This is a genomic window from Paenibacillus sp. BAC0078 (genome assembly GCF_054483875.1).
This window is the reverse complement of sequence record NZ_JBTLRW010000008.1, coordinates 272,182-287,935: the sequence shown is the minus strand read 5'-3', so window position 1 is coordinate 287,935 and position 15,754 is coordinate 272,182. Positions and strand designations below refer to the sequence as shown.

Genomic DNA, 15,754 nt, shown 5'->3' with positions numbered 1-15,754 from the left:
TCTATAGCTCCCTTCCCTCCCGGCGCGCCAAGTAGAGGAAAAAAGGAACGCCTACCATAGCGACCATAGCGCCTATTGCAAATTCCTGAGGAGGATTCACCATACGTGAGGCGAAGTCGGCCCAGACAAGCAGAATGGCTCCAAGCAGTGCAGAAAAAGGGATCAACACCCGGTAATCCACGCCCAGCAGCCGGCGGGCGACATGCGGCACTACCAGACCTACAAAACCAATGGACCCTGCCACCGCCACCGAAGAACCGGCAAGGATTACAGCAGCAAGAAGCCCAAGAATGCGAATGCGATTCGTATGTATTCCCAGATTGACGGCTGTCTCATCGCCCATTCCCATCAGGGTGATCGGTTTCCCCAGCATGATGGCCCATACAATTGTGATCAGGACTATTGGTGTAAGCAGCCGCAGATGCTCCCAGGTTACTCCAGCAACACCCCCGGCATACCAGAAGGCCAGATCCTGGCTCAGCTCAAAATAGATGGCTACTCCAGTGCTGAGCGAGTGAAGAATAGCCGCTACCACCGCTCCAGCAATCGTCAGCCGGATTGAGGTTAAGCCCCCCTTCGCTGCAGAGCCCAGCAGGACAATAAACATTGTGGTCAACGCCGCCCCGATAAAAGAAAACAGGATCAGCTCCGAGTAGGCCATTCCCGGCACAATGGCGAAACACACAGCAACTGCAAAAGCAGAGCCTGCATTTACCCCAAGTATTCCGCTGTCCGCCAGCGGATTGCGTGTAACCCCCTGCATGATCGCACCCGCCACCGCAAAAGCCATTCCTGTCACCGCCGCTCCAAGCACACGGGGAAGTCTAAGCTCATGCACAATTTGATGAGAGGTTAATGAGGGATCATATTGAAAGACTGCCGCCCAGACCGTCCGCAGTGTCAATTCCTTGGCCCCGTATGAAATGGACAGGAAAATAGTCAGGAATAATCCCGCTGCGGCAGCGATAAACCATAGGCATGTGCTGATTCTCCGAGTTAGTTTCATATGTTTTCGCTTGGACAGCCTCCCTCTGTTCATTGTAGATAATGATAATCAGTATCAATTATATGTATTCAGCAGCTTGTTGTCTAATGAAATATTCCGCCAATCGTCTGTGCGTATGCCCGTGGTTGTTTGCAACGGTTATTCATATTCTGTTATATCTGTTCCCTTCAGAAATCCGAATGAGAGGATCTGTCCGATGACTACAAAGGAAAAGATAAAACCGAAAATACAAAGCACACTGGTTAGCAAATGGTTAAAAACAAAGATTCTGCTGAAGCATCCGCGTTTGAGTCAGTTGATTCCGACAACAGTCATGTATTCACAGGAAAGCCTTAATACGATGTTAAATAAACACAAGATGGTCTATGTCAAGCCGGTTAACGGCTCCTGCGGCAATGGCGTTATCAAGGTCATTAAACACAGTGAGAACAAATATGCTTACCATTCCGGCACCACCCCGCGCAGCTTTTCAACATTTTCAGGCCTCTACGCCGCGCTGGGTAAAAGAAAACTAAACCGCCCGTACCTGATTCAACAAGGGATACATTTGCTGAAGTATCAGGAACGGATCTTTGATATCCGTATTATGATCCAGAAGAATGAGGTTAAGAAATGGGAGGTCAGCGGTTATATCGGGCGGCTTGCGCACCCGAAAAAGGTCGTAACCAACTTTCATAACAGCGGAAAACCTCTCCCCTTGGAAACGCTGCTCAGCCCTTATCTCAAGGGTGATAAGAAAAAAGAGTATATCCGTAAGCTGGTGAGCCTGGGCTATGAGGTTGCGGATGCTTTTCAGAAAAAACACCCGGGCTTTAAGGAGCTGGGCCTTGATATTGGAATAGATAAGGAAATGAAACCGTGGATTATTGAGGTTAACACCTATCCGGATGCATACATCTTCAATCAACTGAAAGAAAAAGCGATGTTCCGCAGAGTAATCAAGCTCAAGCGCGTTAACGGATTGATCAAGGCCCGCAAGAAGGATGCCAAGAAATAGAACGGCTTAGCAGCGCATATATACAAAAAACAGGAAACTGCTGTTTGGCGGTTTCCTGTATGACCTGCATGGTCATTTATTAAATGCCCCATAATCCGTAATCGAGAGCTTAATATCAAAGGTAACAGGGGTTTGGCTAAAGACATCATCCCAATGATCCTTCAGATTTTTCCATACCTTGGGATGTCCAATGCTTAACCGGTCCCCAAATCCGGCAACCTCCACTTTGTAGGTCGACTGCATCTTTTGCATTAGTTGTTCAAGCATGCCGGTCAACCGTTTTTTGAAGAACTGCTCCCTCTCTTTAAGCGCGGGTACCTCTGTTGAACGCTGTTCCGGGTCCCAATTTTCAATTAAGCGTCCTTCCGATTCGATACTTACGTGAAATGAGACCTTGTTGTCTTCCATAATTTTAGATGTTATTTTACTTTTTGCGGACTTGATTTCATAGGTTATCGGTTCATGATGCTCATTGTACGTCTTGATCGTCCCGCCTTTGACCTCTCCATTGATCCAGGCAATACTCTTCAGGTCGTCCTGCTCCAATGACCCGATCCACTTGCCGGTGTCCCCTTTGATTATTCCGCCTCCAGAAAACTCTAGCTCTCCGTTCGCTTCGACAATATTTTGCAGCACAAAGCTTCGTTTGGAATGCATCAGCGCATCCAGAGTGGACAGTTTCACGTCCTTCATAATTTTGCTGGTACGAAAACGGTTGCGGATCATTTCACTGATATGGAAGGAAGGAATTTCATCCTTATCTTTCATAACAAAAGCATCTGCTGCCCGCCCCTCATTCAAGAAGACAAACAAGCTTGGACGGATATCGTTGTCACGCAGCACAAAATCCATCAATTGCTGTATCCTCTGCTGCTGCAGCAGTTGCGAAGAAATTACGATTACTTTCAGGTGGTGACCAATGATCGGGCGGTCCAGACGAATCGAGTATTGGCGGAAAATCTCTAGCAAAGAGTCGCCCGTTTCCGAGACATTGATATAACTAGGCGTTTTTTCGGTATCGGATGACTTGGATGAACTGCCGCTGCCGCCGCCGCCGCTTCCAGACATTTTTTTGGGAACAATTTGAATTGTAGCCGTAATCTTGTTGTTCTTATAATAGCTTCCTCCCTCATTCTCTAAGGCCTGCTCTGTGGAAGTAAGCTCCCCTTTGTCAAGAGCAAGCCCGGTGTAGAGACTTAGATCTTCAATTTCCTTACTGCTCCAGCAGCCGGATTGTGTGATTAGGAGCGTAGCAACGAGCAATACAAGAAGTGGCTGACGTTTACACATCCTGCTTCAATCCCTTCTTTCGAATGATCAGCACTACCGACAACAATACAGGCACCAAAAAAAACAAAATCACCCCCATTATTCCGATAGCATCCCCAAGGGCAAATACATCATTAATACGTTTGGGAATCATGGTTGAGATAAATATCAGCGGCATCATTCCAAAGATCACAGGGACAAGCTTGAGCTTGAAGACCTGGGAAATCCCCAGGGACGCATTGAAGAAGAAACTGCAAAAGTTGCAAAACATCTGCATCATCCAGATCACCAGCAACGGGAACTCGAAGCGTTCAAAAAAGTATCCTGAAATCTCAAAGCTGCGGACTAGATCAATGGTAGGCCACGTGCTCGTAACCACAGAGTCTATGGTCAATCCTCCTACAACCAGAATTACTGTCAGCAAGTATAGGCCCATAGGTACGCCAATTCCAATTAACATAGCCTTAACCGCTTGCTGAGGATGCTGCATGAAGGCTGTAATCGTCATCACCACTTCACAGCCCGTATAAACAAGGATAGTAGACTTTAATCCTTTAATTACCGGCATAAAACCTTCGCTCAGCACAGGACGCAGATGGTTAATGTCAAATACTCTGATGCTAAAGATGTAACATAAGAACAAGACGAGGAAACTGATAGGGAAAATTATTCCATAGGCTCTGGCAATGGAATTGATTCCTCCAAACACCAGATACGCCCCCACCCAGATGAACGGAATGACGATGGCCCAGTCGGGTGTGCCCTCCAGCAGAAAAAACAACGTAATTTCAACTAATACGCGTATCTCAAAGCCGGCTATGGTCATGAAGTAAATGATTAACAGCGTGCACAAAAATCCTCCAAGGTATGTTCCGACGATGCGCTTGGAGTATTGATAAATGGTCTTGCCGGGGAATTGTTGACTTAATTTCACCATTACCCAAATCACCAGCATTACAATGGCTCCGCCCAGCAGTACAGACATCCATGAATCAGGGGTCTTAACAGCCTCTGTCACACTCCTCGGCAAAGTCAGGATTCCCGCACCCAGTACCGTATTCGTCAAGAATAACGCTGCCTGTCTCGATGTGATTTTATCATCAGAGCGTACAAACACTTCTTCTCCCCCTTCCTCTAACTTCCTAGGATCTGCGTTTTTTCTTTTGCGGCTTCATCATCTCCGGTCTTCGTTTCATAACCGGGATCGGAGCACGAATGTAGAGGTCCTTCCAGTCACTAAAACGCATTGGTGTGAAGGGGGTAACATAAGGCACTCCAAAGCTCTTTAATTTGGAGAGGTGAACGATGATCATCAGAAAAAACAATATCGTACCGAACATCCCTAGTACGGAGGCAAATAACATACCCACAAAACGCAAAATGCGGAGTGTTATGCCGGCACTGTACATCGGTATGGAGAAGGAAGAGATCGCAGTAACCGCAACGACAATCACCAGAAATGGGCTGACAATCCCGGCATTAACAGCAGCATCCCCAATAATCAAGCCCCCTACGATGCCCATTGCCGGTCCAATCGGTTTAGGCAGCCGAATCCCCGCTTCACGCAGGATCTCAATGGATACCTCAAGAATCATAACTTCAATAAGAGATGGAAACGGTACGCCTTGCCGGGTCCCAATGATGGTAATCGCCAATTGCGTGGGGATTAGGCCGGGATGGAACGAGATAAACGAAATATACAAAGACGGAGCCATCAATGCCAGAAAGGCTGCAAAAAACCGCAGCAACCGCAGCATAGTTCCCGGAAGCCACCGCTCATAATAATCCTCTGGAGATTGCAGCAGCATGCTAAAGGTCACAGGGACGATGAGGGCAAACGGGGTGCCGTCCAGTAGGATGGCTACTCTTCCTTCAAGTAACGAGTTAATCACCCGGTCAGGCCGCTCTGTATTCTGAGTCTGCTGAAAGGGGCTCAAATAATTGTCTTCAATCAGTTGCTCTACGTACCCGGATTCAGCGAGAAAGTCCATATCTATTTTGGAAATTCTATCCTTAACCTCCTGAAGCAGCTCCTGGTTAACGATATCCTTAATATAGGCAATAACCAGCTTTCTCTTCATGCGGCTTCCAACCTCGTAAAGCTTCATTTCCAAGTTTGTACTCAGGCCTTGGCGGCGAAGCATGGATGTATTCTCGCTCAGCACCTCTGAAAATGCGATCCGCGGCCCGCGAAGCAAGGCTTCCGAGGTTGGTTCTGTAATCGCGCGTTTGCTCCCGTCCCGCGTTCCCACCAGCAGCGCTGTAGACATTCCTTCTACGATTAATGCTGTATAGCCATACAGAACCATCTCCTGCAGGCTGTCCATTTCATTGATTTCACTAAGCTCAGTCAGTGGAAGCATGTTTTCTTTTAACAGGGATAGGGTCATGACTTCATTGTCAGCTTGGTTGTCTAGCATCAACACCTGCAGCACTTGCTTGTTAATCATTGCTTCATTCTGCATGCCTTCTACAAAGATAAGCACTGCCCGAAGGTTATGCGCCTTCACCGTAAATTCACGAAAATGCACATCACTGTTCTCGCCAATGGCTTGTCTAATGGACATTAGGTCAGCATTATAGTCCCCGCTAAGCTGTTTACTAGCTGGTGCAGTCTTATTCGAAGTTGAAGGGTGAGCCGGGGCTTTCCCTGCTTTAGCGGCCCTTCCGCTCCCGATAACGGAGTACAGCGAGTTGTAGATAAAATAAATTGCTATCGGACACACTAGCGTTATTGCGGCCTGCATAAATGTTTTCCAATCAGGAATATAAGAAACAATAGTTGACCACATCCTGATCATCCTTTCGCAGGTGGTAGGCTATAACCTAAAGTGTGCCAAATAACAGTTTTCTTTAGTCACAGTTAATAAAACTCACCTAAGGTAATTCCATCCATAAACTCGCGGGAATATGCCCATAACAAAGACTCCTGCCAGAGAGTTGTTCACTGGCAGGAGTCTTTTGTTTGAGATGAAGTGTTATGTCAGACAGGGCTGCCTGTATCCGCTTGAAGTATTCGGAAAATCTCCAGAAGCAGTACATTCAGGCTGATCCAGACTCCGCCGAACACATAGCCCGCAGCTACATCACTTGGGAATTGTACATTCAAATAGATCCGGCTTACTCCAATTAACAGACATACCAATATCACCGCTAAAGTAACCGAAATCCGAATGAGTCTGTTGCTATTATGACGAAGAATCAAAAAAGCGCAAAAACCGCAGACCGTGATTGAAGTTAATGTCTCCTCACTTGGAAAGGTATTAAACCATTGGAACCCGGCAGCAACCGGTCCCGAACGATGAAACAATAGACGCAGGCCTTCGTCAAGCCCCTCGCCTCCAATGACCACCCAGAACAGGAACAGAAGCTCCAGCAGCTTTTCACGGGCGTAAATGGCGATCCCAAGAACGGCTATGGCGATTACAGGACCGTAGAAATAAATCGAGCCGAGTTCGGTGAGCCGGTTCATGAAGCCCTGCCACTCAGGTCCAAAAAAAGAATGGACGATGTAGCTTGTAACCTCATCAAATTGAGTGAACTCTTTCGCGAGGAAATCCTGAATCAGTCCCAGCATCAAGGAAACAAACAATACAAAGGCTGCAAATGAAGTTAGTATCAGAAATCTGACTTTGTCCAGCGAATGAAAGTGTTCTATTCCTTTGGCAAGCAAATGGGTAAAGACTGCCAGCAGACGCTGTCTGTACTTCTTCAGAAGATAAATCATCAGGGTAAGCACAGCAGACGCAACCGCGAAGAGGAGCATATAACGGTTTACACTTTGATGATAGACTTCCCATTTGGGTCCCAGGACTTTGCCAAGAGAGATAAACAGGCTGACCCAGAAAATCGCACCGGAATAGGCATATATCGCGTACTTTCGGAAGGGCATGCGGGTTGCTCCACTGAAGTATCCGGTAATATGTCTGACCCCGGGAATGAAATAAGCAACAAATAACAGCTTGTTGCCGTATTTCTCGAACCACACGTTCATTCTCAATAGTTGCTCTTCCCCCAAATGAACGCGGTGCCCATGCTTATGCAGGAATGGCTGACCCAGCAGGTAGCCAATCCAGTAAGAAAGTGTAATGCCGGAGGTTACGCCGGCACTAGCTGCTATAATGCTGAACATGAAATTCAGCTTTCCTTCAAAAACAAACAGGCCCGTATAGCTGAGCAGCATTTCACCCGGAAGAGGCAAGGCGAGCATTTCAAGAAATACGGCGATAAAAATCAATCCGTATCCATAATGCTCAAGCCATGTGTTTATGTCCATTTTTAACCCCCTCCTCTTCTTTATAGTGTGTACATATTCAGAATTCTATTGCACTTGGAATTTCAACTGTGAAAATGCTGCCTTCGCCAACCACGCTAGCCGCGGTAATTCTTCCTTCATGCGCCTCTGCAATCCATTTGGCAATGGAAAGGCCGATGCCGTAACCTCCAAGCTCCCGTGCCCTCGATTTGTCTACACGGTAGAAGCGCTCAAATATGCGGGGCAGATCCTCAGGGGCAATGCCAATCCCGCTGTCCTTCACCTCAATGATCAGCTTGCGGGACCGTCCTTCGCTCCGGGATATCGTGAGGTTCACATTGCCGCCTTCCGGCGTGTATTTGATCGCGTTGTCGAGCAGGATCACAAGCAGTTGCGACACTCTTGCTTCATCGCCGTTCATCATCAGCGTCTCAGCGGCATGAACGTGAAGCGGGATTTGCTTGGCGGCCGCTATCGGCTGAAGTGAACGGACAAGCCTACTAGCAGTCTCCACCAGATTAAAAGGAGCCATCTGTAGTGTAGCCGCATCGGAATCCGAGCGCGCAAGTGTAAGCAGGCCATCTGACAAACGGATCATTCTTCTGGCCTCATCCTTCATATTGTCCAGCACCTTGCGGGCAAACGGATGATTATCCGTTACCCCCTCCATTTCCAGCGTGTCGATTGACGACAACAGCACGCTTAAAGGAGTTCTCAGCTCATGAGAAGCGTCGCCAACAAATTCCTGTTGTCTGGTGAACGAGCGCCTGACCGGAACCATTGCTTTCGATGACATCTTGTAGCTCAGGAAGATTGCCAGCCCGAAAAAAAGCAGCGCGATGACGATCAGGATTACAAGCAGCCACTGAAGCAAACGGAACAGTGCTGACGCATCTTTGACAGCATACAGGATTCCTATGGCCTGCCCATCGTGAAACAACGTTTTGCCGGCGATGAGGAGTTGGCCGGAGAGATCCTTCTGTCCTGTATTGCTGTTATCCGATTCACTGTACCGCACTGTCCGGTATACGGTCTCTTCACCTGCTGGCTCTAATCCCTTCAGGAATGCGCTGATCTGGTTGACCGACAGGGAGAAAGGCAAATCTGGAGTCAGCAGCTCTCCGTCACGATCTACAAAGATCCCGCTGATTCCTCCTGCCCTGGCCGAAGTATCATCACTTGCCCCTTCTTTTGGAGGACCTGGAAGCCGGTTCTTGTCTCCCCCATACTCTCCATCTCCCCGCATCGAACCCGCCTTCTGCACAAGCCAGGTTTCGAGCTGCTGCTTCTGCTCGTTAATCAGCAAATAATGCAGCAGTCCATAGACCGTGGAAACGAACAAGATCAGAAATGTGATCAGAACGGCGCTGTACTGGATGGTGAGCTTCCGCTGGGTGCGTCTGAGCAGGTCAGTACCTCTGGTTTTGCCAAATACGGATTTCCATTTCTTGCGCAGCTTATTTGTCAATTTTGTAGCCGACCCCCCGTATGCTCTGAATCCAGCCTTCCCCGGTTATCCCGGCCAGCTTTTTGCGCAGCAGCTTGATTGTGGCATCAATTGTCTTAGGCCCGACATCCGTTTCGAGACCCCAGATCCGGTCCAGAATAACCTCCCGTGATAGCACAATCCCGATATTTTGCACCAAAAGATCAAGGAGCTGGAATTCGCGGGGAGTGAGCTGTACCTCGCCGTTGCCGGATTTAACCCATTGGGCGGTACGGTTGAGGAAGATGTCGCCAACCCGGATTTCCTGTTCCAGAATCGGCGCAAAATTCCGGCGTTGCAAGGCCCGAATACGGGCGAGCAGCTCGTCTATTTCAAAGGGCTTGATTAAATAATCGTCGGCTCCGGCGTCAAGGCCAGTGATTTTATCCGAAAGACTATCCTTGGCGGTCAGCATCAGCACGGCCCCCATATATCCTTCGCTTCTCAGCCTCCGGCATATGCTTACCCCATCCCCTGCCGGCATCATCCAATCCAGAATCAGCAGGTCATAGACAGATCCGGAAGCATAAAGATAGGCATCTTCACCGGTAATCACCCAATCCACGTCGCATTCGGCTTTTTTCTTCAGCATGTGGGCAATCAGTTCACCAAGACGCGAATCATCTTCAGCCAGCAGTATTCTCATGGTTCTATCCCCTTTAGCTAAGTGAAGTAATGATTTAAGGATAGCATCGGATGATGAAATTTACATGAAAAGCAGCGGGTTCCCGCTTTCACCATATTTTCACCAAGCTGAAGTAATCTCCAAATAACAACAAAACGAAATGAGGTAGATCACAGTGAAAAAGCAAACATGGATTAAATGGCTGACCGGAGTCACTGGAGCCTTGCTATTTACAGGATTCGTTGGATATATCGACAATTCCGGTTCAGCACATAGTGATAATAGTTCCCTTACGGCTTCGTCCAATTACGAACAGAATCAAGACAATGATAGTACCTCAACAATGCAACAGCCAAGGGAGCGCCGGGGAGATTTCGGTTCAGGGTTTGACCGGAATCAATCCGCCTTCTCAGGCAATTCGGATTCAGGGGACAGCCAGAGTGATGGAAGAATCCGCACCCGCGCATCTTAAGGGAGGACGAGGATAATGAAGCATTTTCGGACGATGAATACAGATTGCTATACTTATGGTCTGCCGGACGCTGCTCATGAACAAGCTGAACAATGGTTCCGAGCTGTAGAAGATGAGCTAAGCCGGTTCAAGCAGGACAGCGGGCTGACGAAGCTGAACCGTATGGCTGGCGCTCCGGTGGTTGTCTCTCCTCTTTTGTTCGAGGTGCTGCTCAAGGCGGATAAGTTTTATATAGAAACGGGAGGCTTGTTCAACCCTTATCTGGGCAATGTTCTGGCTGCAGCCGGGTATCAAGACAGCTTCGAGCTGATAGGAACGGGAGGCGCGGAGTCACACGCGCAGTCTGCATCACACCCTCTGCCTGATTCCTCAACAGTCCTCAGCTTGGATACTGCTCGTAGCTCCGTTACCCTCTCTCCAGGCTATGCTGTTGACCTTGGCGGCATTGCCAAAGGGTGGAGCGCGGAGCAATTTGCGGGAAAGCTTATCCGGGAAGGAATACACCAGGGGGCCCTGGATGCCGGTGGCGATATTATGCTATGGGGGGAAACCGCGCGGCTGATTGATATTGCCGATCCCTTCATGCCTGACCGTAATATTGCAGCCATCCGTTTGAATTCAGGGGCGGGCATCGCCACCAGCAGCCGAATGAAGCGCAGATGGACCGCAGCGGATGGCAGTGAGCGGCATCATATCCTGGATCCACACACCCTAAGACCCAGTGCCTCGGATCTGGTGCAGGTGACGGCGATCTGTCCAACGCTTACGCAGGCAGAGGTTTATGCGAAATGCATTCTAATTCTGGGATCGGAGCAAGGACTGCCCTGGCTTGAGCGCAACCATCCCGACTGCAGTGCTGTTGCCGTCCGGGCGGACGGCGTGGTCATGAAGACAGGCCAGGCAGAATGCTGCATTTTAGAACGGCAAGGAGGCGGTGCACATGCAAGCTTGGTTAAGTAATCTCTCAGATAGCTTATCGGTCTGGACTACAGTAAGAGCAGCGGGATTCACTTCATATCTGCTGTTATTTGTCGCTATAATTGCAGGACTGCTGCAGGGCGAGGCATGGGCAAAAGGAACCCGGCGGGCCCAGCTTCTGCTGATTCATCAATGGAGCGGCTGGTTTGGGCTGCTGTTCGGCATCGTTCACGGACTGGTGCTCACCTTTGACAAATATGTGGGATACTCGTTCTTCGACATTGTTATTCCTTTTGCCGCGAAAAATGAACCCCTCTGGACCGGACTCGGCAGCCTCTCTTTTTATATGCTGCTTGCGATCATGGCCAGCTCTGATCTGATGCGTAAAATAAGTAAAAAGCTGTGGCGTGCGATCCACTTTCTTGCCCTGCCAACGTATGTTATGGCCCTGCTTCATGGGATCATGCTTGGCACTGACAGCAGCACGGCCTGGATACAGGTCCTGTACATGCTGACTGCACTCGCAGTTGCCTGCATGGTGATTAGAAGAATAAGTTCAGGACGGGGAGTCAAAGAGAAGAAGCGGCAGGTATCCGTTTCTATTGTTCAGCATAAGTGAACGATGGAGCTGCTCACTGCTGAGTCCCCCAAAAGAGAAACAAGCATGAAAAAGAGACGTGTACTGTAAGCGGTGCTCCACTTCGGATCATGGCTTTCAGTGCACGTCTCTGTCGTACAAAAGCGACTTGATGAATTCGGCGACAAGTCACGCTCTCCCCACATGAATACTACTGATTGGGTGACGCCCCCAATTGTATCGTAAGCTTGGGTTCCTCTACCGGACCTGTTCGATCCTTCTCTTCATACACGCCTCTCAGAATTGTCACCGGGGGCAATGTCTCTGCGAGCACAACGCCGTTTCGGAATACGTACCTTGGGGACAGGCGCTGGCGGATTAAATCGTCAGCGGTCTTCGCATCGAATAACAGAAACGAGGCCGGGGCTCCTACCTTGAGGCTACCTCCATGAAAACTGTAATCCTCCAATTCCATCGCCGCAGCTCCGCTTTCCGTTATCATCCCAATCAGGCTTCGCATTTCGGAGCGTCCGCTCATATGGGCCAGATGTGCGGCCATATGGGCGGCGTCTAGCGGATTTCCCGTACCCAGCGGATAGAACGGAGAACGAGTATCGTCGTGGGATAACGCGACATTGATGCCTGCGCCATGAAATTCTTTAATGCGCGCAATTCCTCTGCCCTTGGGAAAGCTGTCATAGCGGCCTTGCATCACACTGTTAATCAGCGGACAAGCAACGATCGAAAGACCAGACTGCTTGACAAGCTCCATTAATTTCTGAAAATACGGTTCATTATAATAAGCTGAGGCGTTTGCATGTGCCGCTGTCACCCGAGAGCCCATCCCTGTGGATAGCGCCAGCGATGCGCAGACCTCCAAAAACTTGGAGTTCATGTCATCTGTCTCATCACAGAAAACATGAACATAAGCGCCACTGCGCTCTGCAAGATCAAACACTTTGCGCAAGGACAGTACTCCCTCTTCCCGGGTATGTTCCAAATGGGGGACTGCGGACACTCCGTCTGCGCCCATCCGCAGTGCTTCCTTCATCCGCTCCTCATTGGACGGACAGCCTATGATTCCGTCCTGGGGAAAAGCGGTAATCTGGATGTCTATCTGCTCGCGGTACCGTTCTTTGAGTTCCATGACCGCTTCCAGCGCGGTCAGCTTCGGATCTCCAATATCAACCATCGAGCGCAGATGGAGCACACCGTAGCTGAGATAGTGGCGAATCATGCGCTCTGCTCTTGTGATGACATCCTCCTTCGTGAGCTTGAGCTTTCTTGAAGACCAGATTTCGATCCCTTCTGTAAGTGTGCCACTCTCGTTCCAAACAGGATTTCCAGCGGTCAGAACCGTATCCAGATGAACATGAGGTTCAACAAACGGAGGCACCAGCAGTCTGCCTTCCGCGTTAATTGTTTCTACAGCAGTCGCTTCTGTCAGACGACCTATGCCCGCAACCCGTCCATCCCGTATACCAATATCAACACCTGCACCGTCTCCCGCCAGATGGACATTCTTCACAATCAAATCATAAGGGTTCGTCATCTCATCCCCGCCATTCACTTAATGCCTTTGGCACCTATTCGGAATTACTCCTTACTTTCCAGGAAGAAATTGATTGGTGAACACATTGTCAATCGGCTCAGCTTCCTTCAGAATGCCGATGTCGACCAACTGCTTTTGCAACCCTTCCCAGATGTCCTTGTTCATATAGCCGACACCGTTCTTCTCCGCGTCCCCGCCGTAGATAAGTGGTTCTTGAGCCTTCGTGCCGAATGCCATTGCTTCCAGCTTCAGATCCGGGTTCTTTTCCTGCATGCTCTTGTTGATTTCTTCGGAATTGTCCTTGTAGTAATCCCAGCCCTTGACCGAGGCCTCGACATACGCTTTAACGATATCCGGGTGGTCCTTCATGTAGTCTTCCGTGGTGAACAGTATGTTGCCATACTGCTTGTATCCTAGATCATAGTTGAGGATATAATCAACATCCACCCCCTGCGCCTGCATAGAAAATGGCTCAGAGGTAACATAAATCTGCGTGGCGGAGTCCGGATCGGCAACGAAATTAGCGAGCGAGCCTGTATACTTCATCTCTTCTACCTTGTCAAGCTTATAAGCCTTCTTGAGATAATCCCAGAACGATACGCCACTGCCAACGTAAACCTTATGACCGTTCAGCTCAGAAATATCCTTGTATTTTCCTTTATGATACATAATGCCCTGCGGGTTCTTTTGGAAGATCGCTGCAATTGCTACGAGAGGAATCCCGTTTTGCCGCGCCTGCAAAATCTCATCTGCCTGCCCCATTCCAAATTCGGCCTTGCCGGAAGCAACAATCTGCGATGCTGAGACACCAGGTCCGCCGGATTGAATCGTCATGTCAAGACCTGCATCCTTATAAAAGCCTTTGGAGAGTGCTGCATACTGTCCGCCATGCTCCGGCTGCGCAAACCAGTTCGTCACCTGTGTGACTTTCGTCAGCTTGACCTCAGCGGGCTTGTTACTAGATGTCTCGCTGCTCTGAGCAGCCTCTCCATTCTTATCGGACCCGCAGGCCGACAACGCCATGACGGCCGAAACGATTAGAGATAACAGGGCTAACCTGATTTTCTTGTCTCTCGTACTGTTTGCGCGCATGTTTCTTCCTCCCTTATCCTAATGAATATCTATATGTGCATCCGCATGTTGCGCAGATAAACACCCGAGGAAATCAGCCTGTCTGGGTCAAGTCTCTAAATAATCAGGGAACTACGGTGGTCTGGGGTGAAAAACGCGTCATTGCAAATATCAGAGACTTGCGGTGGCAGCGCTGCCTAACGGTTCCGTCCACTGCTGCTTCAACCGGGACGTATAGATCCAGCGGTTCTTGTTATATACCCAACGTGAGGCAGGTATTTCTTGTAACAGTTCTTCTCCTGAACCTGCATCCAGGACAACGAAGCTTGCCGGATTACCAGCAGTAACGCCATATTCAGGAATCCCGGATATAGCTGCAGGTTGATGGGTCAGCATCCGCAGCACCGTAACAATATCCTCCTCACGGGCCAGATGTGCTGCATAGGCCGTCATAAGACCCATTTGCAGCATGTCTCCCCGGCCAAAAGGGTGAAACGGGTCCTGAATGTTGTCGGAGGCTGCCGCAAGGGGAACTCCCGCGTTCAACAGCTCCTTGACACGCGTTATGCCGCGTCTTATGTTGCCTTGATCGCCGCGGCCCTGCAGGTACAGATTGACTGCAGGAAGAGTGACTGCTCCGATTCCCGCTTCTGCTATCTTAGTGATTAGCCGATCTGCCTCCTGCTGAGTCATCGCCGATAGCGAACACAGATGGCCTGCTGTCGCTCTTCCTGCATAGCCGTGCAAGAGGACTTGGTCGCAATAGAAATCTATCGTCTTTACTTCAGGATGATCAGATTCATCGCAGTGCAGGTCAATCGGTCGGTCAAACGCTGTGGCAAGCTGAATCGCCCAACGAATGCCCTCATTCGGATCAGGCGTGAGGTGCGGCGCTCCGCCGACACCGTCGATACCCATCCGCAGCGTCTCCTCGGCGAACTCGGTAAGCTCCCGCTTGTGGGCTGGATCGTAGAAAAACATTGGAAAGTATTGGATGTCAAGAACATCCTTCACAATCTCTCTGGCCTCCAAAGCTGCCTCAACCGTACGAAGGGCAACCTCACGGCCAAGATGATAAGGGACATCAAGGTGGCTGCGCAGCGACAGGCTGCCGAAGGAGGCTGCTCGAAGCGCAGCCTGGACGATCCGCTCCTTAATCGACTCCTTGCTGAAGGTCGGGGCAACGGAACGATAATTCTCGATGGCTTCAAGAAGCGTTCCTGAACGATTGCGCACATGAGCAATCGTGTAGGCTTTGTCCAGATGCATATGAACGTCTACAAATCCGGGCAGCACCACCCGCCCCTGCAAATCAATAGCTCCGGCTGTCCGAAGCTCCTGAGCGTTTAGTTCAGTGATCGGCAGGTGCTCTTCTGAAACAACGGGGCCCTCTTGGGCCTGAATGGATACCCACTTCCCGTTCTTGATCCTTAGCATGAACAATCCGCCGCTCGCGGCAAGGGGCAACCTTGCGTTGACAGCTTCCAGATCAGTTGGCATGCTGATACCATCCTTTCAAGTCTAAC

At 49.6% G+C, this 15,754-nt stretch carries 14 protein-coding genes; 4 read left to right on the top strand and 10 right to left on the bottom strand.

The window, feature by feature from the left end; translation table 11 throughout:
* Position 1: 1 nt before the first annotated feature.
* Positions 2-1,006 carry a FecCD family ABC transporter permease gene (locus tag ACX1DY_RS17340; protein ID WP_458965439.1) on the bottom strand — a complete coding sequence of 335 codons (1,005 nt, stop codon included), beginning with the start codon at positions 1,004-1,006 and terminating at the stop codon, positions 2-4.
* 196 nt (positions 1,007-1,202) lie between these two features.
* On the opposite strand from ACX1DY_RS17340, the gene ACX1DY_RS17335 reads away from it, so the two are divergent.
* Complete coding sequence (locus tag ACX1DY_RS17335; RefSeq protein WP_458965438.1) at positions 1,203-2,003, top strand: YheC/YheD family protein; 801 nt, start codon at positions 1,203-1,205, stop codon at positions 2,001-2,003.
* 72 nt (positions 2,004-2,075) lie between these two features.
* Here ACX1DY_RS17335 and ACX1DY_RS17330 read toward each other — a convergent pair whose 3' ends face one another.
* The 6 genes from ACX1DY_RS17330 to ACX1DY_RS17305 form a co-directional block, all read right to left on the bottom strand.
* A complete protein-coding gene (locus tag ACX1DY_RS17330) occupies positions 2,076-3,293 on the bottom strand; it encodes a Ger(x)C family spore germination protein (protein WP_458965437.1) in 1,218 nt (405 codons plus the stop codon).
* Positions 3,286-4,389, bottom strand: coding sequence for a GerAB/ArcD/ProY family transporter (locus ACX1DY_RS17325; RefSeq protein ID WP_458965436.1), 1,104 nt, complete (start codon positions 4,387-4,389; stop codon positions 3,286-3,288). Before ACX1DY_RS17325 ends, ACX1DY_RS17330 begins: the two co-directional genes overlap by 8 nt.
* A 25-nt stretch (positions 4,390-4,414) precedes the next feature.
* Positions 4,415-6,064 carry a spore germination protein gene (locus tag ACX1DY_RS17320; protein ID WP_458965435.1) on the bottom strand — a complete coding sequence of 550 codons (1,650 nt, stop codon included), beginning with the start codon at positions 6,062-6,064 and terminating at the stop codon, positions 4,415-4,417.
* A 191-nt stretch (positions 6,065-6,255) separates the two neighbouring features.
* Positions 6,256-7,548, bottom strand: a complete 1,293-nt coding sequence (locus tag ACX1DY_RS17315) for a VTT domain-containing protein (protein WP_458965434.1) — start codon at positions 7,546-7,548, stop codon at positions 6,256-6,258.
* A gap of 37 nt (positions 7,549-7,585) precedes the next feature.
* Complete coding sequence (locus tag ACX1DY_RS17310; RefSeq protein WP_458965433.1) at positions 7,586-8,995, bottom strand: sensor histidine kinase; 1,410 nt, start codon at positions 8,993-8,995, stop codon at positions 7,586-7,588.
* A complete protein-coding gene (locus ACX1DY_RS17305) occupies positions 8,985-9,659 on the bottom strand; it encodes a response regulator transcription factor (protein WP_458965432.1) in 675 nt (224 codons plus the stop codon). Before ACX1DY_RS17305 ends, ACX1DY_RS17310 begins: the two co-directional genes overlap by 11 nt.
* A 154-nt stretch (positions 9,660-9,813) precedes the next feature.
* On the opposite strand from ACX1DY_RS17305, the gene ACX1DY_RS17300 reads away from it, so the two are divergent.
* The 3 genes from ACX1DY_RS17300 to ACX1DY_RS17290 are packed head-to-tail and all read left to right on the top strand — an operon-like array spanning position 9,814 to position 11,647.
* A complete protein-coding gene (locus ACX1DY_RS17300) occupies positions 9,814-10,110 on the top strand; it encodes a hypothetical protein (protein ID WP_458965431.1) in 297 nt (98 codons plus the stop codon).
* 15 nt (positions 10,111-10,125) lie between these two features.
* Positions 10,126-11,070 carry an FAD:protein FMN transferase gene (locus tag ACX1DY_RS17295; protein ID WP_458965430.1) on the top strand — a complete coding sequence of 315 codons (945 nt, stop codon included), beginning with the start codon at positions 10,126-10,128 and terminating at the stop codon, positions 11,068-11,070.
* Positions 11,051-11,647 carry a ferric reductase-like transmembrane domain-containing protein gene (locus ACX1DY_RS17290; protein ID WP_458965429.1) on the top strand — a complete coding sequence of 199 codons (597 nt, stop codon included), beginning with the start codon at positions 11,051-11,053 and terminating at the stop codon, positions 11,645-11,647. Before ACX1DY_RS17295 ends, ACX1DY_RS17290 begins: the two co-directional genes overlap by 20 nt.
* Before the next feature lie 169 nt (positions 11,648-11,816).
* On the opposite strand, the gene ACX1DY_RS17285 is transcribed toward ACX1DY_RS17290, so the two are convergent.
* From ACX1DY_RS17285 to ACX1DY_RS17275, 3 genes are all read right to left on the bottom strand, one after another.
* On the bottom strand, positions 11,817-13,157 hold the full coding sequence (locus tag ACX1DY_RS17285) for an amidohydrolase family protein (protein WP_458965428.1): 1,341 nt from the start codon (positions 13,155-13,157) through the stop codon (positions 11,817-11,819).
* Positions 13,158-13,208: 51 nt separating this feature from the next.
* Positions 13,209-14,249, bottom strand: coding sequence for an ABC transporter substrate-binding protein (locus ACX1DY_RS17280; RefSeq protein ID WP_458965427.1), 1,041 nt, complete (start codon positions 14,247-14,249; stop codon positions 13,209-13,211).
* 150 nt (positions 14,250-14,399) lie between these two features.
* Positions 14,400-15,728 (bottom strand): amidohydrolase family protein, encoded by a 1,329-nt coding sequence (locus ACX1DY_RS17275; RefSeq protein WP_458965426.1) that lies wholly within the window; start codon positions 15,726-15,728, stop codon positions 14,400-14,402.
* Positions 15,729-15,754 lie beyond the last annotated feature (26 nt).

Coding starts and splice junctions, on each gene's coding strand:
- ACX1DY_RS17340 (WP_458965439.1), bottom strand. CDS start 1,006: ATGAAACTAACTCGGAGAATCAGCACATGCCTATGGTTTATCGCTGCC.
- ACX1DY_RS17335 (WP_458965438.1), top strand. CDS start 1,203: ATGACTACAAAGGAAAAGATAAAACCGAAAATACAAAGCACACTGGTT.
- ACX1DY_RS17330 (WP_458965437.1), bottom strand. CDS start 3,293: ATGTGTAAACGTCAGCCACTTCTTGTATTGCTCGTTGCTACGCTCCTA.
- ACX1DY_RS17320 (WP_458965435.1), bottom strand. CDS start 6,064: ATGTGGTCAACTATTGTTTCTTATATTCCTGATTGGAAAACATTTATG.
- ACX1DY_RS17315 (WP_458965434.1), bottom strand. CDS start 7,548: ATGGACATAAACACATGGCTTGAGCATTATGGATACGGATTGATTTTT.
- ACX1DY_RS17305 (WP_458965432.1), bottom strand. CDS start 9,659: ATGAGAATACTGCTGGCTGAAGATGATTCGCGTCTTGGTGAACTGATT.
- ACX1DY_RS17295 (WP_458965430.1), top strand. CDS start 10,126: ATGAAGCATTTTCGGACGATGAATACAGATTGCTATACTTATGGTCTG.
- ACX1DY_RS17290 (WP_458965429.1), top strand. CDS start 11,051: ATGCAAGCTTGGTTAAGTAATCTCTCAGATAGCTTATCGGTCTGGACT.
- ACX1DY_RS17285 (WP_458965428.1), bottom strand. CDS start 13,157: ATGACGAACCCTTATGATTTGATTGTGAAGAATGTCCATCTGGCGGGA.
- ACX1DY_RS17280 (WP_458965427.1), bottom strand. CDS start 14,249: ATGCGCGCAAACAGTACGAGAGACAAGAAAATCAGGTTAGCCCTGTTA.
- ACX1DY_RS17275 (WP_458965426.1), bottom strand. CDS start 15,728: ATGCCAACTGATCTGGAAGCTGTCAACGCAAGGTTGCCCCTTGCCGCG.